Genomic DNA, 21,415 nt, shown 5'->3' on the forward strand with positions numbered 1-21,415 from the left:
CCCCGATCCGCACCATCGCCAATGTGCCCGACGGCATGCAGCCGATCGTGCTCGCGCGCCAGCTCGAGCAGCGCCTCGCTGCCGAGCCCGACGCGCCGGTCGCCGCCGTCTTCGTTGCGCGCGACGGCAGGCGCCTGCAGCGCATGGCGGAGATCCTCGAGCAGATGCTGCCCGGCCATCCGGTGCTCACCCTGCCGGCCTGGGACTGCCTGCCCTATGACCGCGTCTCGCCCAATGGCGTCACCATTTCCGCCCGCATGACCGCGCTCGCCGCGCTCACCGATCCGGCGACCAAAGGCGCCATCGTCCTCACCGCCGTCAACGCGCTGATCCAGAAGCTCCCGCCGCGCGAAACCGTCGCGACCATGAGCTTCTCGGCGGCCGCCGGGCAGGTGGTTGATAGCGAAAAGCTCATCGCCTGGGCCGCCAATAATGGCTATCTGCGCGTCCCCACCGTCCGCGAGACCGGCGAATATGCGGTTCGCGGCGGGCTGATCGATCTTTTCCCCGCCGGCATGGAGAGCCCGCTGCGCTTCGATTTCTTCGGCGCCCAGCTCGAAACCATCCGCACCTTTGATCCCGACAGCCAGCGCAGCACGGGCAATCTCAAGCGCATTGCGCTCGCGCCGATGAGCGAGGTGGTGCTCGACGCCGAGACCATCCGCCGTTTCCGCACCCGCTACACCGCCGCCTTCGGCGGCAACACGGTCGATGATCCGCTCTACACCAGCATCAGCGCCGGGCAGCGCTTTCCCGGCCTGGAGCACTGGATCCCTTTCTTCTACGACCACATGGACCGGCTCGCCGACTATGTGGGCGATGCGCCTTTCGTCCTCGATGATCAGGTGCGCGAGGCCTTTGCCGACCGCCAGACCCAGATTGCCGACTATTACGAGGCCCGCGAGGACGCCCGCACCGCAAAGCAGGCGACGACCTCCGGCGCCCCCTACAAGCCCGTGCCACCCGGCGAACTCTACGAGATCGAGGCCGACATCGCCCACCTGCCGGGCGGCGACATCGTCCAGTTCACGCCCTTCGTGCCGGGCGAGGGCAGGGGCATCGAGGATGCCGGCGGCCGGCTCGCGCACAATTTCGCTGCCGAGCGCGCGAGCCCCGAGACCAACCTCTTCGCCGCCGTCGTCGCGCTCCTCAAGGAGCAGCGCAAATCCGGCCGCCGCACGATCATCGCCTGCTGGAGCGAGGGTTCGCGCGATCGCATGGCACAGGTCCTTGCCGATCACGGGCTCGCCCATCCGCGTCTCGCCGCCAATTGGCAGGATGCGGCGACCACCTCGCCCAACACCACCGCGCTCGTCGTCCTGGGGCTCGAATCCGGCTTCGAAACGGACGAAATGCTCGTCCTCTCCGAGCAGGACATTCTGGGCGAACGCCTCCTGCGCCCGCAGCGCCGCAAGAAGGCGAGCGACGCGCTCACCGAGGCGACCAGCCTCGCCGCCGGCGATCTCGTCGTCCACGTCGATCACGGCATCGGCCGCTTCATCGGCCTCAAGGCCATCGAAGCGGCAGGCGCGCCCCATGATTGCGTCGAGATCGAATACGCGCGCGGCGACAAGCTCTACCTCCCCGTCGAGAACATCGAGCTGCTCTCCCGCTACGGCTCGGAAGAAACGGGTGGCGAGCTCGACCGGCTCGGCGGCGTGGCGTGGCAGGCCAAGAAGGGGAAGCTCAAGAAACGCATCCGCGAGATGGCCGAGCAGCTCATCAAGATCGCGGCCGCCCGCCAGCTCTCGCGCGCCGAACCCATCGAATATCCGGTCGGCGCCTATGATGAATTCGCGGCCCGCTTCCCCTATGACGAGACCGAGGACCAGCTCAACGCCATCGGCGCCGTGCTCGACGATCTGACCTCCGGGCGCGTCATGGACCGGCTCGTCTGCGGCGATGTGGGCTTCGGCAAGACCGAGGTCGCGCTCCGCGCCGCCTTCGCGGTCGCGCTATCGGGTCGCCAGGTCGCCGTCGTCGTGCCCACGACGCTCCTCGCGCGCCAGCACTACCGCACGTTCGCCGAGCGCTTCTCCGGCCTCCCGGTGCGCGTCGCGCAGGCCTCCCGCCTCGTCAGCGCCGCCGAGCTCAAGGCAACCAAGGAGGGCCTCGCCGCGGGCCAGGTCGACATCGTCGTCGGCACCCACACCCTCCTCTCCAAGACCGTGAAGTTCGCCGATCTGGGGCTCCTCATCGTCGATGAGGAGCAGCATTTCGGCGTCGCGCACAAGGAGCGCCTCAAGGAGCTCCGCGACAACGTCCACGTCCTGACCCTCACCGCGACACCGATTCCGCGCACCCTGCAGCTGGCGCTCACCGGCGTGCGCGATCTGAGCCTCCTCGCGACCCCGCCCGTCGATCGCCTCGCCATCCGCACCTTCATCTCGCCCTTCGACGCGCTCAGCGTCCGCGAGGCGCTGCTGCGCGAGAAATACCGCGGCGGCCAGTCCTTCTATGTGGTTCCGCGCATCAAGGACCAGGTCGACATCGCCGAGTTCCTGCGCACCCAGGTGCCCGAAGTCTCCTTCGTCGTCGCCAATGGCCAGATGGCGCCGGGCGAGCTCGACGACATCATGAACAATTTCTACGACGGCAAGTTCGATGTCCTCGTCGCCACCACCATCGTCGAATCGGGCCTCGACATCCCCAATGCCAACACGCTGATCGTGCATCGGGCCGATCATTTCGGCCTTGCCCAGCTCTATCAGATCCGCGGCCGCATCGGGCGCTCCAAGCAGCGCGCCTACGCGCTCTTCACCGTCCCTGCGGACCGGAAGCTCACCGATACCGCCGAGCGGCGCCTCACGGTCCTGCAATCGCTCGAAAGCCTCGGCGCCGGCTTCCAGCTCGCAAGCCATGATCTCGACATCCGCGGCGCCGGCAATCTCCTCGGCGAGGAGCAGTCCGGGCACATCCGCGAAGTGGGCTTCGAGCTCTATCAGTCCATGCTGGAGGAAGCCGTCGCCGCCCTCCGCTCGGGCGAGGCGGAGTACGAGGATACCAATGAGTGGAGCCCGCAGATCTCGCTCGGCATGCCGGTGATGATCCCAGAGCACTACGTGCCTGATCTGCAGCTGCGCATGCAGCTCTACCGCCGCCTCGGCGATCTCGCCGATGCCCGCGAGATCGACGCGCTGGGCGCAGAGCTCATCGACCGATTCGGTCCTTTGCCCGACGAGGTGGAGGCGCTCCTCAAGATCATCCTGGTCAAAGCGCTCTGCCGCACCGCCAATGTCGAAAAGGTCGATGCCGGGCCCAAGGGCGCAGTCGTCACGCTGCGCAACAACGAGTTCCCCGATCCGGCCGGTCTCGTGCGCCTCGTCTCAGATCCGGCGAGCAATGTCCGCATCAAGCCCGACCAGAAGCTCGTCTTTGCGCGCAACTGGCCGACGCCCGAGCAGCGCCTCAAGGGCACCGCGGCAATCCTTGCGCGCCTTGCCCGCCTCGCCGAAGGCAGCAGCGCCTAGGCAACACCTTCTGCGATAACGCTTCTGTAAGGGCGGGGTGTCATGTTATTGCCCGATTTGAGCCCTTGAAGGGCGTGGTCTACAGCCGGATGGCCGAGCGTCACCGGACCTGCCAAGGGAGCTCCAAGGACACTCGATGACCCTCAAAAACATTCTCCTCGCCGGTCTAGCAGCCGCGGCCCTCGTCATGCCGGCCGGTGCTGCGTTCGCGCAGAATGGCGAGGCCGCAGCGCCTGCCGCCGCTGCCGCGCCGCGCACGCCCGAGCAGAACTGGCTCAAGGTCTGCGACCCGCTCGATAATGGCGAAGAAGCCTGCATCATGCGCCAGGTCGTGCTGAACAATGGCCAGTTCCTCGGTTCCTTCCTGCTGCGCGACGATCCGGGTCAGGAGAGCCGCCTGCTCGCCGTCGCCGCGGTTCCGCTCGGCGTGCTGCTGCCCTTCGGCCTTACTTGGCAGATCGATGGCGGCAACCCGATCCGCGTGCCCTTCATGCTGTGCGACCCGCAGTCCTGCGCCACCCAGCTCGTCATCAACGAAGCCTATGTGACGTCGCTGAAGCGCGGCGGCAAGCTCAAGCTCACCGCCAAGAACCGGCAGAATCAGGATCTCGTCATCGAGATTGATCTGGCCGGCTTCACCTCCGTCTATGATGGCGAGGCGACGCTGACCTTCGACGAATTCGCCCAGGAAAGCACGACGCCTTCCGCCCTCGAGCAGGTCCTTCAGGATCGCGCCCAGCAGATGCGCCAGCAGCTCGACGGTGCCGGCGCCGCGCCGGCTGCTCCCGAGGCTCCGGCCGCGCCCTGATCGGGCTCGCATCGACCCACATGCGAAGGGCGCCCTCGGGCGCCCTTTTTCATGGCCTCAGCGCCCTGTTGCGCCCATGCCCAGCCCGAAGGCGCGGCGCCTCAGGCCCGGCAGCAGCTTCAGCGCCCAGAGCCCGCCCGCCCGCGCGGTCTGTGCGGGCAGCATTTCGCTCAACAGCGAGCGGAAGAGCCCGTCCACCATCGCGCCCGTGCGCAACAGGTCGGGCGCCCGCGATCGGGCATAGTCTGCACTGACCCGCTCCGCCCAGCCCTCCTGCCGCCCGCCCTCGAGCGCGATGACACGCGCCAGATCGGCCACGTCGCGCAACCCGAGGTTCAGCCCCTGCGCGCCGATGGGCGGGAACGCGTGCGCCGATTCCCCCACCAGCACCACTCCGTCGCGCCCGGCGAGGTCGACCCCGAGCGTGCTGAGCGGAAAGACGAAAGCGCCGGTCACCGGCTTCAGCGCCCCGAATAGACCTTTCGACTTCGCCATCAGCGCTGCCGCAAAGCCTGCTTCGCCCGCGCCTCGCGCGGCCTCGAGCCGTTCGGGCAGGTCGATCCAGACGAGGTTGGCCCGGTTCTCCCCCGCCGGCACGAGCGTGAACGGCCCGTCCGGATAGTGAAATTCCACAGAGACGCCCTCGAGCGGCCGCTCCAGCGTCAGGTCGCAGACGAGAGCGGCCTGCCGGAACGCCCGCTCGCGTACCCTGAGCCCTGCTGCGCCGCGCACGGGCGACCCCTTGCCGTCCGCGCCCACCACCAGCGCCGCTTCGACGATCGAGCCGTCCCCGAGCGTCAGCCGATGGCTGCCGTTCTCGCCCGCCGCCATCGCGCTCATGCCGATGTCGAGCGTCGTCAGGCCGGGCAGGGCGCGTCCCGCCGCCTCGAAGGCTTCGGCCAGCCGTGCATTGGGCAGGTTCCACCCGAAAGCCTCGAGCCCTGCCTCGCGCGCCTCGAAGAGCGTCTCGGGCGCCCGCACCAGCCGGTCCGTCGCATCGATGATCCGGATCGCCTCGAGCGCCGTCCCGATCGCCGCCGGATCGGCCAGCAGCCCGGCCTCCGCCAGATACTGCACGCTCGGCATCATCAGCGCCGAAGTCCGCGCATCGGGCCGCCCTTTCGGCGCGAGGTGAAGCGTGTCGACCCCGGCCCGCGCCAGTGCATGCGCCGCACCGAGCCCGGTCAGCCCCCCGCCTACGACCACTGCTTCATGGACCCGGACCATCGCCGCCTCCTGCCGTTTCATGAGAGAGACGTAACATTCCGTACCGTGCTGAACCAGCCGACCGGCCGCGCGTTATTGGCGCACGTCCGGCCCGTCCGCGCCCCATGCAAAGCCCATGGGCAGGGCGCACCGGCCGCGCTACATTCGCCAAGGCACTGGCCCGGAGCCCCCTTCAAATGCTGGAACTTCTCACCGATCCCACCATCTGGATCGCGTTTGGCACCCTGACGGTCATGGAGATCGTCCTCGGCATCGACAATATCGTCTTCATCTCGGTCCTCGTTTCGCGGCTCCCCGCCGCCGAGGCCGACCGTGCGCGCAAGATCGGCATCGGCCTCGCGCTCGTTTTCCGCATCCTGCTGCTGTTCGCGATCACATGGATCATCGGGCTCACCCAGCCGGTGATCAGCGCCTTCGGCTTCGATCTCTCCTGGAAGGACATCATCCTTCTCACCGGCGGCCTCTTCCTGATCTACAAGGCCACCCACGAAATGCATGCCGAGATCGAGGAGCCGCACGAGGCCGATCTTGAAAAGAAAGCCGTCTCGGCGACCTTCTCGGCCATCATCGGGCAGATCGTCATCATCGACATGGTCTTTTCGATCGATTCCATCGTCACGGCCGTCGGCATGGTGCCCGCCGACCAGGTCGTCGTGATGATCGCCGCCGTGCTCGTCGCGGTTACGGTGATGTTCCTCGCCTCGGGCCCGATCGCGCATTTCGTTGCGGAAAATCCCACCACCAAGGTGCTGGCGCTCGCCTTCCTCCTGCTGATCGGCGTATCGCTGGTCGCCGACGGGCTCGGTTTCCACATCCCCAAGGGCTACATCTATTCGGCCATGGCCTTCTCGGTGCTGGTCGAGGCGTTCCACATCTTCGCCCGGCGGCGAAAGGCTCGCCACACGGCCAACCCCACGCGCCTTGCCGCAGCCGCGACGCTGCCGGGGCAGGGGGCGCTCGCCGCAGCGATCCCCTCGGGTCCCGGCCCGGTTCTCGCCGAGCCGGCCGAACCGCGCATCCGCCCACGCTCGACCCCGGCGAGCCGCGCCCGCGCCCGCCCCAAATCCGCGCCCCGCAAGAAGTGACGTCTCCCCCGGCCGCGTCCAGCCCGCGGCCGGGGCTTCTCATCCCGCGAGCCGATCTGGACAGCCCGCCCCAAAAAGCCTAAACCGCAAACGCCCCGGCCGGCCCCGCGCCCGCCGGGTCCGGAAGGGTGGCAGAGTGGTCGATTGCAGCGGTCTTGAAAACCGCCGATGGGCAACCATCCGTGGGTTCGAATCCCACCCCTTCCGCCACCCCCTCGTTCGTCATCAATGATTTTAAGTGGTTAAGGGCTGGACTTGGCTAACCTATCCCGAGGTTAGCCATTCTTACGTTCACGCTCTGGTCCCGTCACGGCGCGATGCGGAGCCGCGCGATCTTCTCGCCCTCGAGTACGAACGCATAGCGCAGATCGATCGGGCTGCCCGGGAAATCGCCCGTCAGATGCCCGGTCACCACCGTCTCGCCATCCGCCTCCGCAACCGCGAACGGCTCGGTGCGGTAGCTGAATCTGCTCGAAGTCTCCGTCTTCCACTTCCGGATGGCGTCGCGCCCCACATGGGTCTGGCGCTCGTCCGAAACGACGGCCGTTTCGGTAAAGCACCGGGCGACGGCGTCGGCGTCCTCACGATCGGCGGCAAAATACGCCGCGATCGGCGCGGGCAGGGGGATTGGCATCGAAAATCTCCATCGATTGTCTCCGCGCTGAGATCGGCCTAATCTGACGGGATGACAAGAACGGACGAAAAAGTAGGGTACTTACCCGCAGGTGAGCCCAATTCCCACACGCGGGAATCCGCCGCCGATGGCGTCGAGAGCGTCCTGCGGATGCTCGAGGGCCGGTGGAAGCTCATCATCCTCTTCCATCTCTTCGGCGGCCAGGTCCGGCGCTTTTCAGACCTTGAACGCGCCATCGCCGGCATCTCGCAGAAAATGCTGATCCAGCAGCTCCGCCAGCTCGAAGCCGATGGCATCGTGAGGAGGATCGTCCACCACCAGGTGCCGCCCAAGTTCGAATATTGCCTCACCGAGTGGGGCCAGGCCCTCTGCCCCGCGCTCGACGCCCTCCTCGCCTGGAGCGCAGAGCGCAGCGAGCATACCCCGTCGCCCGATCCCGCAGCCCCCTAGAAACGAGCGTGTCCCCGCCCCCCGATCGGGGGAGGGCATCCTCTCTGGCCTGATGAGCGCCGCTGGCGCCGCCCAGGAAGCCGAAATCATCGCGCTCGGTGATGGCTCATCGCTTACGGTCGAGGGCTGACCTCCTCGACCAAAAACGAAGACGCCTCCGCCTGACGCCCCCCCGCCGCAGCCTAATGCCCCAGCACCTTCGCCATCGCGTTGGGCTGGTCGTGCCTCGCAAGGCTGTCCATGATCGTGGCGCTCGCCTCGTTGAGGCCGATCACCTCCACCTCGACACCCGCCCGGCGGAACTTCAGCACCGCGATATCGATGGCGTTGACGCCCGTCAGGTCCCAGATATGGGCCTTGCTCACATCGATGACGACCGTCTTCACCGGCTCGGCGAAGTCGAGGGCGCCCAGAAAATCCTCCGCCGACGCGAAGAACAATTGCCCCTCGACCAGATAGTCGCGCCGCATCCCGTCCTCGGAGAGCCGGGAGGTGAGGCGGAAGATCTGCGCGACCTTCCAGGCAAAGAAGATGCCCGACAGCAGCACGCCCACGCCCACGCCCAGCGCCAGATTGTGCGTCCACACCACCACCATGACGGTTGCGAGCATCACGAGGCTCGAGCGCCGCGGATGGTGGGCGAGGTCCCGCAGCGATGTCCAGCGGAACGTGCTGACCGACACCATGATCATGATGGCGACCAGCGCCGGCATCGGGATGAGCCCGACGAGATCCCCAAGCACCAGCAGCAGGAACAGCAGGAACGCCCCCGCCACGAAGGTGGAGAGGCGCGTCCTGCCGCCCGATTTCACGTTGATGACGGACTGCCCGATCATCGCGCAGCCGGCCATCCCGCCGAAGAGGCCGCTCGCGATATTGGCGATCCCCTGGCCCACGCTCTCGCGGTTCTTGTCGCTGCCCGTATCGGTCATCTGGTCGACGATCGAGGCCGTCAGCAGGCTTTCGAGCAGCCCCACCGCCGCCACCGCCGCCGAAGTGGGCAGGATGATCAGGAGCGTCTCGAGGGTAAAGGGCACGTTGGGAAAGAGCAACACGGGCAGGACATCGGGCAATTCCCCGAGATCGGCCACGGTGCGGATGTCGATGCCGATGGCGAGCGCCACCCCGGTCAGAACGAGAATGCAGACCAGCGGGGAGGGGATGGCCCGCGTGATGCGCGGAAAGAGATAGATGATCGCAAGGCCCGCCGCGATCATCAGATAGGTTTCCCACGTGACGCCGATGAGTTCGGGCAGTTGCGCCATGAAGATGAGGATCGCCAGCGCATTGACGAACCCCGTCAGCACCGAGCGCGACACGAAGCGCATGATGTAGCCCACGCGCAGCCAGCCCGCGACGATCTGGATGATCCCCGCGAGAATGGTCGCCGCCAGCAGATAGTCGAGGCCATGATCGCGCACCAGCGCACCGAACAGCACCGCCGTGGCGGCTGTCGCAGCCGAGATCATCGCCGGCCTGCCGCCCGCGAACGAGATGACGATGGCGATCACCACCGAAGCGTAGAGCCCGACCCGCGGGTCGACCCCGGCGATGATCGAAAAGCCGATCGCCTCGGGGATCAGGGCAAGGGCGACGACCACGCCCGAAAGCACGTTTGAACGGATATCCGTGAACCAGTCACGGCGGATGGTTTCGATTTTGAGCATCAAGATCACAAATCCCAGCCGGCGGTGCGCAAGGCGCGCCCGGGCAAATCTGGGTTTTCTTGATTGTCCGGCGGATCGGCGGCCGGAAGAGCCACCCGGAATTGCACCGGGTCCAGGATGAGTGCCCACCCTTTGCCACACTCGGGATGAGGCAACAACTGATAAGTTGGGGGAGGGGGCGGCGGGTTCAGGCGGACTTGATGGCCATAGCCGACCGCTGCGCAGAGACCGTGCACCGCGCCACTGTCGCCGCCGCGCTTCCTGCGACCGGATGGTGGTGGGTTGGAGACTGGCAGCTTATGGGAGCTGCTTGACGAGAACCGGACGGTCCGGGTGGGGTTGCGCACTCTGTAGTGGGACCTTTACGTGCGACCAGCGCCCATTACGGCTGGTACTCGATGGCCACACTAGTCTCCGCTTGCGGCGCCCATCCCAAGCTTCGGTGGCAGCCAGTCACCGATCGTTCGCTAGAGCTTCACTGCACGACCAGACATCCGTTCCGCATCCATATATATGTGCGCGTTGTCCGCGGTCTTCGTCCTTGGAACCGCCACTTGAACCTGCCGCGCATCGACAATGTCGCCGCCCGCATACGCCGCCACCACCAGTCCGACAACACTCATCGCCTGCACGGAGAGCGCCGCCGCACTGGCCTTGTCTTGCATCGAGGCCCAATCTAGAGCGGCATCTGCTCGTTGAAGCCACACGAACAGAGAAGGTTCGCCCGCGATCAAAAAGTACCGCGCAGGATGCTCTTTGAGGGTCCCAAGACACTTCTCAAGCATCTTGGCAAGCTCGACACGGGTGTTCTCATCATAGTTGCGGATATGGCTGTCCGCACCCAGCCTCCCGGCTGCGCCCGTTTTTTCTAATGCCGCGAGCAGCTGCAAAACTCCATCAGGATAGGCTTGACGCGGAATAGGGCGCGCCGCCCAATCCTCACCTTCGAAGTGACGGTCCACCTTCTCGCTCATGCCGTCCCAGATTATTAGGCTGGGCCGCCCTTGCGCTCGCTGCTGGTCCGCGATCTCCATGTCAAACCGGTTCTTCCAGATGTAGGCTCCCAGATGGTCCAACTCATCGAACAGGTGGGCACCGCGCATGCCCGCAACGGCCTGGCGCACCTCCATGTAATGCGCAAACTCACCCGCCGTGGGCAGGAAGCGCCGCAGTACGAAGAGGTCGTCAATCGAGAGGGACACGAATGCGTGTCTCCCCAGTATTGGTAGGATTTCCGGAAGTTCCTTGCAGAAGGCGGAAAACGGCGAAAACGACTCTACTGTAAGGCCAACCGGAAACATGGCGCGATAGTCCGCGCGCCGAAGGCGGCCGCACTCGAGGTACTTCTTGCCCGTCCAGGTGAAAATCGGCACCTCGTCCGCGGAGTCGAGATAGTCGAAAAATCTCCTGCATTGTTTGTAGGCTTTGACCACAAGGTCCTGCACTGCTTGTGCGTGGCGATCGAAGTCGAGGGCGGGAGAGGCGATTGTAGCGGCGGCACCCGCCTTGGCCTCAACCAGAAACAGCACATCGTCGAGAAGAATGAGCGTATCATTCTCTACCCACTGCCGGCTTACGGGGTCGCGGTAGTAGACCTCGTTGTAGATCGTCGCGCCTTCCAGCTGCGAAGATAGCAGGTCAGCGAATGCGGTCTCACCCAGAGCCTTCTGGCGGTCCTCAAAGTCCTTTTTGTACTCCGGCTTGCGGTTCAGCAGGTTCCAAAGCAACGCGCGGTAGCCCGCGTCGCGAGGCAGGCACGGATCGACGGCGTAGTATTCCTTGCCTAGCTGGATTAGCGGCTTCTTCCGCGCGGGCAACGTCCTATATGGTGTCCCGGCATAGGAACCGGGAGCAAAGAACTCCGTTTCCTCGCCGCGTCGGTAAGCCAGGTCGGCTAGAAGGTCGCCGGGGAGCTTCGTGTGACGGCTCACGTTGCTTGTGCCACCCCTAACCATGTCATCCATGGCAAGCGCCGCCGCCCGAATATCAGCGGAATGGGTTTCGGCCCACTCGGCCGCCACTTCATCAAATGACTTCCCCCGAGCCTCCGCAAAGGCTTGTGCGGCGTCAAAGTGTTTGGCAACCTCGTCAAAGGCGTTGGCGTGGCCGGCACGGGCAGCGTCAGCCATGTCCTGAAAGCCCGCCGCAATATCGGCAGCGCCCACACCATACGCATCGCGCAGCATCCCGTCGTGTGGGGCCAGCACATAGGCGAAAAATTCGCCTTCTAGGACTTGGTATCGATTACCCCGCAGCATGACCCAGTTGGATTTCGCCCGGAACTGCAATTCAGCCGTGCTTGGTCCGAAGATGCCGGTTTCGGTGTCTGCCGAGGTGGCCATGGCGTGGATGATGGCCTGCATTCGCAGTTTCTTGCTGAGTTCACAAAGTTCGACACAGGCGGCCTCGTCGAACTCCGCGTCCGTCTCGGGGTCCGACGCCAGGACAGCGTGGACGTACTCAAGCAGGAACTGGCTATCGTTGATCAGGTCTAACCGCGTCGCGTCCGTTTCTTTCGGGTGTTCCGCGTCGGATTCGAACATGGCACCCATAGCCCGCTGCGCCTGGATGTATCCCAGCAGGTCGTGCGGTGGCTGCGCGGCAATGATCGCCCGCATCCGTGCGGCCAGATCTTCCATATCTGAGAGGAGAGAGGCGGCCGTTGCCTCTAGCTGGTCTTCGGTAGTGCCCTCGAATGCCATGTTTACCTCCGCCTGAACACTAGCCCGAGATTGATCCTTTGGCATCTGGGTTGGGTCCACTATGCTGGTAGCGGCAACCGATGTGCCAAGTGGGAGGTGGCTGCGTCCACCTGATAGTTGGGCGGCCTGACAGTGTCCGCTTATCGGAAGTTACCAAGTCCAATCGACCGGCCGGGATGGCGTCGTATCCCGACCGACACCCCCCACACCCCCTCCCGCCCACACCCTACACCTGCTATCCTCCGCCCCCGGAGGCCCGACATGTCGCCATTCCATCCCCATCGCGAAAATCATCTGATTGAGCGGATCGGCTGGCTGCGGGCGGCGGTGCTGGGGGCCAATGACGGGATCGTCTCCACCGCCAGCCTCATCGTCGGCGTCGCCGCGGCCTCGGCGGGCACGTCCGAAGTGCTGATCGCGGGCGTTGCCGGGCTCGTGGCGGGCGCCATGTCCATGGCGGCGGGCGAATATGTCTCGGTCAGTTCCCAGTCCGATACCGAGCGGGCCGATCTCGCGCGCGAGCGGGCCGAGCTCGAGACCCAGCCCGAGTTCGAGCGCGCCGAGCTTGCCGAAATCTACGTCAGGCGCGGTCTCGATCCCGCTCTCGCCGGGCAGGTCGCCGACCAGCTGATGGCAGCCGATGCGCTCGGCGCCCATGCGCGCGACGAGCTCGGTATCTCCGAGATCACCACCGCCCGCCCGGTGCAGGCGGCGCTGACCTCCGCCGCCACCTTTGCGGTGGGGGCCGCGCTGCCGCTCCTCATGGTGTTCGTCCTGCCGCCATCGCTGCTTGTCGGGGGCGTGGCGCTCGCCTCGCTCGCCTTCCTCGCGCTCCTCGGCGCGCTCGGGGCGAGGGCAGGGGGCGCCGGCATCCTCCGGCCCACCCTGCGCGTCACCTTCTGGGGCGCGCTCGCCATGGGCCTCACCGCCGCCATCGGCGCGCTTTTCGGCACCGTCGTCTGAAGGATTAACATCGGTTAGCCGCGCAACCCATGTGCGCGCCCCGCATTCTCCCCTCGCAACGACAAACGACGCCTGACCGACCTGGCCGCCTGTCCTCCCCTGGGGCAGGCGGCTTTTCTATGCGGCGCCGCTCGCGGTCTTCTCGAGCGCATGGCGGGCAAGCCCATCCCCCTGTGCCGCCGCCAGCTCCAGCATCCGGCGCGCATCCGCCTCGTCGGGCGCCACCCCCACGCCGTCGCGCAGGCACAGCCCGAGCCGCGTCTGCGCCCCGGCATGGCCCTGCGCTGCCGCAAGCGCCAGCCAGTGCACCGCCCGCGCCGGGTCACGCGAAATCCCGTCCCCGAAGAGGCAATGGATCCCCATTTCGTACTGGCTCGCCGCATCGCCCTGTTCGGCGGCGAGTGCGAACCAGCGCACGGCCTCGTCCGCATCGCGCTCGGCCCCGAGCCCGTCCCGGTGCGCCACCCCCATGGCGTAGCGCGCGTCCACGAGCCCGCCTTCGGCCGCCATCCGGTACCACCGCGTCGCCTCGACATGGTCGCGCGCCACGCCCCGCGCCAGCATGTGCGCCAGCCCCATGCTGAACTGCGCATGGAGGTGCCCCGCTTCCGCCGCGCGCCGGTAATGGGCGAGGGCGGCCGCATGGTCCTGCGCCACCCCCTGTCCCAGCTGGTGCATCGCCCCCAGCCAATATTCCGCCCCGGCGTCTCCGGCCTCCGCCAGCCCCCCGAAGATCGCGAGCGCCCGGGCATAGTCGCCCGCCTCATGGGCCGCCACCCCATCCTCGAACCCCGCGGGCCGCCCGCCCAGCACCCGCGAAAACGCCGCGCGAAAATCCATGCCTCACCCCGGCCATACTCAACCAACCCGCAAAGGCTAAGCTGCCCCACGCGTGAGACAACCCCCCGTTCGGGGCAGGGGGCCCGCTTGCCCTTGGCCCCGCGCCCGAACCCTCCTATCGTCGCGCCATGCCGTTGATGCCCGCCACCGCCCGATGAGTCCCGATCCGTCCTTCCGCCCGACGCTGTTGCCCCTCGGCGATGCGGCGCTCCTCATCCGCTTTGCCGATGCGCTCTCCGAGCCGGCCAACCGAGCCGCCATTGCGCTTGGCCGCGCGCTTCTCGCTGCCCCGCCACAGGGCGTGCTCGAAATCCAGCCCAGCCTCGTCTCGGTCCTCCTCCGCTACGATCCGCGCAGAACGCGCTTTGCCGATCTGGCGGGCGAAATCCGCCTCCGGGTCGGCAGCCTCCCGCCCGCCGAAGCCGAATCCCCGGTGACCCACGAGATCGCAATCGCCTATGGCGGCCCGGACGGGCCCGATCTTAAAGAGGTGCTCGCCGCCACCGGCCTCACCCGATCGGGCTTCCTGTCCGCCCATGCCGCCGGCCCGCTCCGCGTCCTCGCCACCGGCTTTGCGCCCGGCTTCGTCTATTGTGGCTTCCATCCCGAGCCGCTCCACCTGCCGCGCCGGCAGGCGGTGCGCCGCTCGGTGCCCGCGGGCAGCGTGCTCTTTGCCGCCGGGCAGACCGCGATCGCCGCCACCGCCATCCCCACCGGCTGGCACGTCATCGGGCGGACCGATCTGCGCAATTTCGATCCGGCGCGCGAGCCCGTCACCCGCCTCGCCCCCGGCGATCTCGTCGCCTTCCGGTCCGTTCCATGAGCGCCGCCCTCGAAATCACCCGTGCCGGCCCGCTCGTCTCGATCCAGGATGCGGGCCGCTTCAGCGCGCTCCGCCACGGCGTCGCCGCCTCCGGCCCCATGGATCGCGCCGCCTTCGCCGCTGCCGGCGCCGCGCTTCCCGCCCGCGGTACCGCCGGGCTCGAATTCACCGCCGCCGGCCTCGCCTTCACCCTTGCGGGCGGCCCGACGCTGATCGGCTTTGCCGGCGGGGCATTCGCCATCACCCGCAATGGCAGCCCGCTCCCCTGGCCCGGCCACGCCCGCCTCGCGCCCGGTGACCGCATCGCCATCGCGCCGGGCCCCTCGGGCAATTACGGCTATCTGCGGCTCGACCGGGAAATCCTCGTGCCGCCCCTCATGGGCAGCCGCGCCACCAATCTCACCATCGGCCTCGGCGGCTTCGCCGGCCGCGCGCTCGCCCCGGGCGATAGCGTCCCGCTCGGCCCCGCCTGCGCGCCGGAGCCCGCCAAACCCGTCCCACCCGCACCCGCCGATGGCCCCATCCGCATCCTCTGGGGTCTCCATGCCGATCGCTTCCCCGCAGCGCTCCGCACCCGTTTCCTCGAGGCCGATTTCACCGTCTCGCGCCGGCTCGACCGCATGGGCGTCCGCCTCGATGACGGGGAGGGGGTCTTTGCCGGCGCCGCCATCCTCTCGCTCGTGTCGGACGCCATCGTCCCCGGCGACATCCAGATCCTGGGCGACGGCACGCCCATCGTGCTGATGGCCGATCACCAGCCCACCGGCGGCTATCCGCGCATCGCCACCATCATCTCCGCCGATCGCGACCGCTTCGCCCAGCTCCGCCCCGGCACGCCCGTCCGCTTCCGGTCCGTCACTCTCGATAGAGCCCGCCCGTGACCCATCTCGATCTCAATGCCGATCTCGGCGAAGGCCTGGGCGGGGATGCCGAGATGCTCGCCATCGTCTCGAGCGCCTCGATCGCCTGCGGCGGCCATGCCGGCGACCCCGCCTCCATGCGCGCCGCCCTCCGCGCCGCCGGCCGCCATGGCGTCACCGCCGGCTACCACCCGGGCTTCCTCGATCCCGAAAATTTCGGCCGCACCCGGCTCACCCTCGCGCCCGCCACCCTCGAGCGCCAGCTCCGCACCCAGCTCGAAGCGCTCGCCGCCATCGCCGCCGAGGAGGCTGTGCCGCTCCGCTACGTCAAGCTCCACGGCGCGCTCGCCAACATGGCCGCCGAAGACGAGGCCCTCGCGCGCCACTGCTTCTCGGCCGTCCGCGCCTTCGATCCCGGCCTCGCCATCCTCGCGCTCGACGCGACCGCCCAGGTCAGCGCCGCCGATGCCCTCGGCCTCGCAATCATCGCCGAAGCCTATGCCGACCGCGCCTATCGCGCCGACGGGCTCCTCGTGCCCCGTGCCGAACCCGGTGCCGTCCTGCACGACCATGCCGCCATCGCCTCACGCGCCCTTCGCCTCGCCGAATCGGGCGAGCTCGTCGCCAGCGACGGCACGATCCTGCGCACCCGCGCCCGCTCGCTCTGCATCCATGGCGACAATCCCGAGGCCATCGCCATCGCCCGTGCGGTGCGCGCGGCATTGACCGGGGCCGGCATCGCCATCCGCGCCGCCCTCTGAACCTTGCGCCGGGCCGCGATCTCCTTCATATCCCGCCCGACAACAAGCGGGGGTCTGCCATGACTGCGACCATCATCGACGGCAAGAGCTATGCCGAGGGCCTGCGCGCCCGCATTGCCGGCCATGTCGAACGGCTGAAGGCCGATCACGGGATCACGCCCGGCCTAGCGGTCGTCATCGTGGGCGAGGACCCCGCCAGCCGCGTCTACGTGACCAACAAGGCTCGCCAGACCGCCGAAGTCGGCATGCATTCTGAAAAATACGAGCTCGCCGCGGAGGTCCCCGAGGCCGAGCTCCTCGCGCTGATCGGCCGGCTCAATGCCGACCCCGCGATCCACGGCATCCTCGTGCAGATGCCCGTGCCCGATCACATCGACCCCATCCGCGTCATCGAAGCCATCGCGCCCGAAAAGGACGTCGATTGCTTTACCCCGGCCAATGTCGGCAAGCTCACCATCGGGTTGCCGGCGCCGGTCTCCTGCACGCCGCTCGGCTGTCTCATGCTGCTGCGCGACCAGCTCGGCACGCTGTCGGGGCTCAACGCCGTCATCGTCGGCCGCTCCAATCTCGTCGGCAAGCCGATGGCCCAGCTTCTCCTGCGGGAAAACTGCACAGTCACCATCGCCCATTCGCGCACCCGCGATCTGCCCGCGCTGCTTGCGCAGGCCGATATCGTGGTGGCCGCCGTAGGGCGCCCGCTGATGGTCAAGGGCGAATGGCTGAAGCCCGGCGCGACCGTCATCGATGTCGGCATCAATCGCGTGCCTGCGCCCGAAAAGGGCGAGGGCAAGACCCGCCTCGTCGGCGATGTCGATTATGAAAGCGCCCTGGGGATCGCCGGCGCGATCACCCCGGTGCCGGGCGGTGTTGGCCCGATGACCATCGCCTGCCTCCTCGCCAACACGGTCACCACGGCCTCGCTGATCAACGGGCTCGTGCCCCCGAGCGACCTTACGCCTTGAGGACGAACCGGCGCGCGACCCTGTGGTCGCGCAGCCCCGTCGCCGGCAATAGACCTGAAAGCGCCGCCCGCGCCCGCTCGGCCCGTTCGGGCGATCCGGCGTCCACGATCACCTCCAGCGGCTCGGGGCGCAGCCCGAGCCGCGCTTCCTCGAGCAGATTGAAAAGCGCGGTGCGCACATCGGCGCGGCTCGCGCAGGCGGGGCATTCCGCGCCCGGCGCATGCGCGTGGAGCGCGCCGGCAAGGGTCACGACCGCGACGCCCTCGGACATCGGGGGCAGGGGCCCCGCCACCACGTTCACTGGTATGCGGGCATCGCCCGGGCTGCTCATCAATTGGCCTTCGCGCCCGGCACGTAGTTGAGGATCGGCCCGAGCCAGCGCTCGACTTCGGCCACCGCCATGCCCTTGCGGGCGGCATAATCCTCCACCTGGTCTCGCTCCACCTTTGCCACCCCGAAATAATAGCTTTCGGGATGCGAGAAATAGAGCCCCGAAACCGACGAGCCCGGCCACATCGCATAGCTTTCGGTCAGGCTGACCCCGATCCGCGCCTTGGCGTCGAGCAGCGAAAAGAGCGTCGTCTTCTCGGTGTGGTCGGGCTGGGCGGGATAGCCCGGCGCCGGGCGGATGCCGCGATAAGGCTCGCCGATCAGCATCTCGGGGGTAAAGGTCTCGTCCGCCCCATAGCCCCAGAATTCCTTGCGCACCTTCTCGTGCATGCGCTCGGCAAACGCTTCGGCAAAGCGGTCCGCCAGCGCCTTCACGAGGATCGAGGAATAGTCGTCATGGGCCGCCTCGAACCGCTTGGCGATCTCGATCTCCCCGGTGCCGGCCGTCACCACGAACCCGCCGAGATAATCGGCCTTGCCGCTCTCGACCGGAGCCACGAAATCGGCCAGCGCCATGTTCGGCCGCCCGTCGCGCTTGGACAATTGCTGGCGCAGGGTGAAGAGCGTCGCAAGTTTGCTCGTGCGCGCCTCATCGGTGAAGAGCCTGATGTCCTCGCCAACGGCGCCGGCCGGCCAGAAGCCCACCACCGCCTTGGGCGTAAACCATTTCTCCGAAATGATCTTTTGAAGCATCGCCTGCGCATCGGCAAAGAGCTGCCGCGCCGCCTCGCCCTGCCGCTCGTCCTCGAGGATCTGCGGATAACGGCCCTTCAACTCCCAGGTCTGGAAGAAGGGCGTCCAGTCGATGTAGCGGCTCAGCTCCTCGAGATCCCAGTCCTCGAACACCTGCGTGCCCAGAAAGCTCGGGCGGGGCGGGACATAGCTCGACCAGTCGGGCCGGAAGGCGTTCTCCCGAGCCCGCTCCAGCGGCAGCCGCAGCTTCTCCTCCTCGCTGCGCGCATGGCGCTCGGCCACCTGCCGGTACTCGTCCCGCACCGTCTGCACGAACCCCTCCCGCATCTGGTCCGAGAGCAGGTTGGAGACCACGCCCACCGCGCGGCTCGCATCGTTTACATAGACGGTCTGCCCGCGCGCATAGCGCGGGTGGATCTTGACGGCCGTGTGGACGCGGCTGGTCGTCGCCCCACCGATCAGCAGCGGAATGTCGAAGCCTTCGCGCTCCATCTCGGCGGCAACGTGCGCCATTTCGTCGAGCGAGGGGGTGATCAGCCCCGAAAGCCCGATCGCGTCGACCTTCTCGGCCTTCGCCGTCTCGAGGATCTTGCTCGCCGGCACCATGACCCCGAGGTCGATGATCTCGTAATTGTTGCAGGCGAGCACGACCCCGACGATGTTCTTGCCGATGTCGTGCACGTCGCCCTTCACCGTCGCCATCAGGATCTTGCCTGCGCTCTGCCGGCCTTCCCCGCCATTTGCGAGTTTCTCGGCTTCCATGTAGGGCAGCAGCACCGCCACGGCCTGCTTCATCACGCGGGCCGATTTCACCACCTGCGGCAGGAACATCTTGCCCGCGCCGAACAGGTCGCCGACGATGTTCATGCCCGCCATCAGCGGGCCCTCGATGACATGCAGCGGGCGCTCCGCCCTGAGGCGCGCCTCTTCGGTGTCCGCATCGATATATTCGGTGATGCCGTTGACCAGCGCATGGGCAATGCGCTCCTCGACCGGCTTTTCGCGCCAGGACAGATCCTTGGCCTTTGCCTCCCGTCCGCCGGCGCCGCGATAGCGTTCGGCAAGGTCGAGCAGCCGCTCCGTCGCATCCGGATTGCGGTTGAGGATCACGTCCTCGCAGGCATCGCGGAGCTCGGGGTCGATCGATTCATAAACGGCCAATTGCCCGGCATTGACGATCCCCATGTCCATGCCCGCCTGGATGGCGTGGTAGAGGAACACCGCATGCATCGCCTCGCGCACCGGCTCGTTGCCGCGGAACGAGAAGGAGAGGTTCGAAACCCCGCCCGAAATGTGCACGTGCGGCAGCGTCTCGATGATCCGGCGCGTGGCCTCGATGAAGTCGACGCCGTAATTGTTGTGCTCCTCGATGCCCGTGGCGACCGCGAAGACGTTGGGATCGAAGATGATGTCCTCGGGCGGGAAGCCGGCCTCTTCGGTCAGGAGCTTGTAGGCGCGAGTGCAGATCTCGACCTTGCGCGCCTCGGTGTCGGCCTGCCCCTTCTCGTCGAACGCCATCACGACCACTGCGGCGCCATATGCTCGGCAGAGTCGCGCCTGGCGCAGGAAGGTCTCCTCGCCCTCCTTCATCGAGATCGAGTTGACCAGCGGCTTGCCCTGCACGCATTTGAGCCCGGCCTCGATCACCTCCCATTTGGAGCTGTCGATCATCACCGGTACCCGCGCAATGTCGGGCTCGGAGGCGACGAGGTTGAGGAACTCCACCATCACCTTCTCGGAATCGATCAGGCCCTCATCCATGTTGATGTCGATGATCTGGGCGCCGTTCTCGACCTGGTCGCGCGCGACATCGAGCGCGGCCGCGTAGTCGCCCGCGGTGATCAGCTTCCTGAACCGGGCCGACCCGGTGACATTGGTGCGCTCCCCGATGTTGACGAAGGGGATGTCCGCAGTGAGCGTGAAGGGCTCGAGCCCGGATAGCCGCATCAGCTTCTCGGCTTCGGGCACCGCGCGCGGCGCGTGCCGCCCGACGGCTTTTGCGATCGCCGCGATGTGCTCGGGCGTCGAGCCGCAGCAGCCGCCCACGATGTTGACGAGCCCGTCCCGGGCAAAGCCCTCGATCTGGTGGGCCATCGCCTCTGGGCTTTCGTCATACTGCCCGAACTCGTTGGGCAGCCCCGCATTGGGATAGGCGCAGACCAGCGTATCGGCCACTCCGGCCAGTTCCGCCAGATGCGCCCGCATCGCATTGGCTCCGAGGGCGCAGTTGAGCCCGATGGTGAAGGGCTCGGCATGGCGCAGCGCGTACCAGAAGGCGGTCGGCGTCTGGCCCGACAGGGTCCGGCCCGACAGATCGGTGATCGTGCCCGAGATCATCACCGGCAGCGTCACGCCCATCCGCGCGAACACCTCGTTGCACGCGAACACCGCCGCCTTGGCGTTCAGCGTATCGAAGATCGTCTCGATCAGGATGATGTCCGAGCCGCCCTCGATCAGCCCCTCGATCTGCTCGCCATAGGCGATCCGCAACTCATCGAAGCTCACCGCTCGATAGCCGGGATTGTTGACGTCCGGGGATATCGATGCGGTCCGGTTGGTCGGGCCGACCGCACCGGCGACGAAACGGCGTCGGCCATCATCCTTCTGCGCGCGGTCGGCAGCCCGACGCGCGATCTGCGCTGCCGCGACGTTCATCTCGCGCGCCAGCGCCTCCATGCCGTAATCGGCCTGGGCGATCGTCGTCGAGGAGAACGTGTTGGTCTCGAGCAGATCAGCGCCCGCCATCGCGTAGGCGTAGTGGATATCCTCGATCGCCTTGGGCTCGGTCAGAACCAGCAGGTCGTTATTGCCCTGCAGGGGGCGCTCCCAATCCTCGAACCGCTCGCCGCGGAAGTTATCCTCGGTGAAACCGAGCTTCTGGATCATCGTCCCCATCGCACCGTCGAGGATGAGGATTCGCTCCGCTGCCGCAGCGTTCAACGCCGCGAGGATTTCTTTTCCGTCTTGACGGGGAAGAGGCGAGGGGGCGGATGAGGAGGAAGCGGTCATTCTGCGTGCCCGATACTGGTTGGCGCGACATTCGGGTCGAGCATATAAAGATTTCTTTATATGATGGCCAG

Annotated in this window: 16 protein-coding genes, 1 tRNA gene and 1 other annotated feature; of the genes, 10 read left to right on the forward strand and 7 right to left on the reverse strand. The window is 67.0% G+C overall.

The features are described from left to right. The first annotated feature begins 35 nt into the window (after positions 1-35). Positions 36-3,470, forward strand: a complete 3,435-nt coding sequence (mfd, locus tag EMQ25_RS06880) for a transcription-repair coupling factor (protein ID WP_127188154.1) — start codon at positions 36-38, stop codon at positions 3,468-3,470. A gap of 136 nt (positions 3,471-3,606) precedes the next feature. Next, positions 3,607-4,278 (forward strand): invasion associated locus B family protein, encoded by a 672-nt coding sequence (locus EMQ25_RS06885; protein ID WP_127187813.1) that lies wholly within the window; start codon positions 3,607-3,609, stop codon positions 4,276-4,278. A 57-nt stretch (positions 4,279-4,335) separates the two neighbouring features. On the opposite strand, the gene EMQ25_RS06890 is transcribed toward EMQ25_RS06885, so the two are convergent. Continuing rightward, positions 4,336-5,505, reverse strand: a complete 1,170-nt coding sequence (locus EMQ25_RS06890; RefSeq protein ID WP_158625988.1) for an FAD-dependent monooxygenase — start codon at positions 5,503-5,505, stop codon at positions 4,336-4,338. A gap of 176 nt (positions 5,506-5,681) precedes the next feature. Between EMQ25_RS06890 and EMQ25_RS06895 the strand changes: the two genes are divergently transcribed. Together EMQ25_RS06895 and EMQ25_RS06900 are read left to right on the forward strand one after the other, a co-directional pair. Continuing rightward, the gene (locus EMQ25_RS06895; protein ID WP_127187815.1) at positions 5,682-6,590 is read left to right on the forward strand and encodes a TerC family protein; all 909 of its coding nucleotides are present in this window, start codon (positions 5,682-5,684) and stop codon (positions 6,588-6,590) included. A gap of 122 nt (positions 6,591-6,712) precedes the next feature. Continuing rightward, positions 6,713-6,800, forward strand: a tRNA-Ser gene (locus EMQ25_RS06900). Between the two features lie 97 nt (positions 6,801-6,897). Here the strand turns inward: EMQ25_RS06900 and EMQ25_RS06905 are convergent. Beyond that, positions 6,898-7,224 (reverse strand): nuclear transport factor 2 family protein, encoded by a 327-nt coding sequence (locus EMQ25_RS06905; RefSeq protein WP_127187816.1) that lies wholly within the window; start codon positions 7,222-7,224, stop codon positions 6,898-6,900. 51 nt (positions 7,225-7,275) lie between these two features. Between EMQ25_RS06905 and EMQ25_RS06910 the strand changes: the two genes are divergently transcribed. Continuing rightward, on the forward strand, positions 7,276-7,674 hold the full coding sequence (locus tag EMQ25_RS06910; protein WP_127187817.1) for a winged helix-turn-helix transcriptional regulator: 399 nt from the start codon (positions 7,276-7,278) through the stop codon (positions 7,672-7,674). Positions 7,675-7,856: 182 nt separating this feature from the next. Here the strand turns inward: EMQ25_RS06910 and EMQ25_RS06915 are convergent, their stop codons facing one another. Beyond that, positions 7,857-9,341 carry a SulP family inorganic anion transporter gene (locus EMQ25_RS06915; RefSeq protein WP_127187818.1) on the reverse strand — a complete coding sequence of 495 codons (1,485 nt, stop codon included), beginning with the start codon at positions 9,339-9,341 and terminating at the stop codon, positions 7,857-7,859. A 61-nt stretch (positions 9,342-9,402) separates the two neighbouring features. Then, positions 9,403-9,458, reverse strand: a sequence feature (sul1 is cis-regulatory element that is thought to sense ions involved in sulfur or methionine metabolism; They are found in Alphaproteobacteria). A gap of 350 nt (positions 9,459-9,808) precedes the next feature. Next, positions 9,809-12,043 carry a hypothetical protein gene (locus tag EMQ25_RS06920; RefSeq protein ID WP_127187819.1) on the reverse strand — a complete coding sequence of 745 codons (2,235 nt, stop codon included), beginning with the start codon at positions 12,041-12,043 and terminating at the stop codon, positions 9,809-9,811. A 261-nt stretch (positions 12,044-12,304) separates the two neighbouring features. Here EMQ25_RS06920 and EMQ25_RS06925 point away from each other — a divergent pair, with 261 nt between their 5' ends. Continuing rightward, a complete protein-coding gene (locus tag EMQ25_RS06925; RefSeq protein ID WP_127187820.1) occupies positions 12,305-13,006 on the forward strand; it encodes a VIT1/CCC1 transporter family protein in 702 nt (233 codons plus the stop codon). A 117-nt stretch (positions 13,007-13,123) separates the two neighbouring features. Here EMQ25_RS06925 and EMQ25_RS06930 read toward each other — a convergent pair whose 3' ends face one another. Continuing rightward, on the reverse strand, positions 13,124-13,846 hold the full coding sequence (locus tag EMQ25_RS06930; RefSeq protein WP_127187821.1) for a tetratricopeptide repeat protein: 723 nt from the start codon (positions 13,844-13,846) through the stop codon (positions 13,124-13,126). Between the two features lie 154 nt (positions 13,847-14,000). Between EMQ25_RS06930 and EMQ25_RS06935 the strand changes: the two genes are divergently transcribed. From EMQ25_RS06935 to EMQ25_RS06950, 4 genes are read left to right on the forward strand one after another with little or no spacing between them, the layout of a single operon-like run. Next, a complete protein-coding gene (locus tag EMQ25_RS06935; RefSeq protein ID WP_127187822.1) occupies positions 14,001-14,669 on the forward strand; it encodes a 5-oxoprolinase subunit B family protein in 669 nt (222 codons plus the stop codon). Then, positions 14,666-15,550 carry a 5-oxoprolinase subunit C family protein gene (locus EMQ25_RS06940; RefSeq protein WP_127187823.1) on the forward strand — a complete coding sequence of 295 codons (885 nt, stop codon included), beginning with the start codon at positions 14,666-14,668 and terminating at the stop codon, positions 15,548-15,550. Before EMQ25_RS06935 ends, EMQ25_RS06940 begins: the two co-directional genes overlap by 4 nt. Further along, complete coding sequence (gene pxpA / locus EMQ25_RS06945; protein ID WP_127187824.1) at positions 15,547-16,290, forward strand: 5-oxoprolinase subunit PxpA; 744 nt, start codon at positions 15,547-15,549, stop codon at positions 16,288-16,290. Before EMQ25_RS06940 ends, pxpA begins: the two co-directional genes overlap by 4 nt. A gap of 59 nt (positions 16,291-16,349) precedes the next feature. Further along, positions 16,350-17,252, forward strand: a complete 903-nt coding sequence (locus tag EMQ25_RS06950; protein WP_127187825.1) for a bifunctional methylenetetrahydrofolate dehydrogenase/methenyltetrahydrofolate cyclohydrolase — start codon at positions 16,350-16,352, stop codon at positions 17,250-17,252. Here EMQ25_RS06950 and EMQ25_RS06955 read toward each other — a convergent pair. Together EMQ25_RS06955 and metH are read right to left on the reverse strand one after the other, a co-directional pair. Further along, a complete protein-coding gene (locus EMQ25_RS06955; RefSeq protein WP_127187826.1) occupies positions 17,242-17,583 on the reverse strand; it encodes a hypothetical protein in 342 nt (113 codons plus the stop codon). The genes EMQ25_RS06950 and EMQ25_RS06955 overlap by 11 nt on opposite strands. Further along, positions 17,583-21,344 (reverse strand): methionine synthase, encoded by a 3,762-nt coding sequence (gene metH, locus EMQ25_RS06960; protein WP_127187827.1) that lies wholly within the window; start codon positions 21,342-21,344, stop codon positions 17,583-17,585. Before metH ends, EMQ25_RS06955 begins: the two co-directional genes overlap by 1 nt. Between the last annotated feature and the right edge of the window lie 71 nt (positions 21,345-21,415).

It is taken from the genome of Arsenicitalea aurantiaca (assembly GCF_003994485.1).
GTDB classification, from domain to species: domain Bacteria; phylum Pseudomonadota; class Alphaproteobacteria; order Rhizobiales; family Devosiaceae; genus Arsenicitalea; species Arsenicitalea aurantiaca.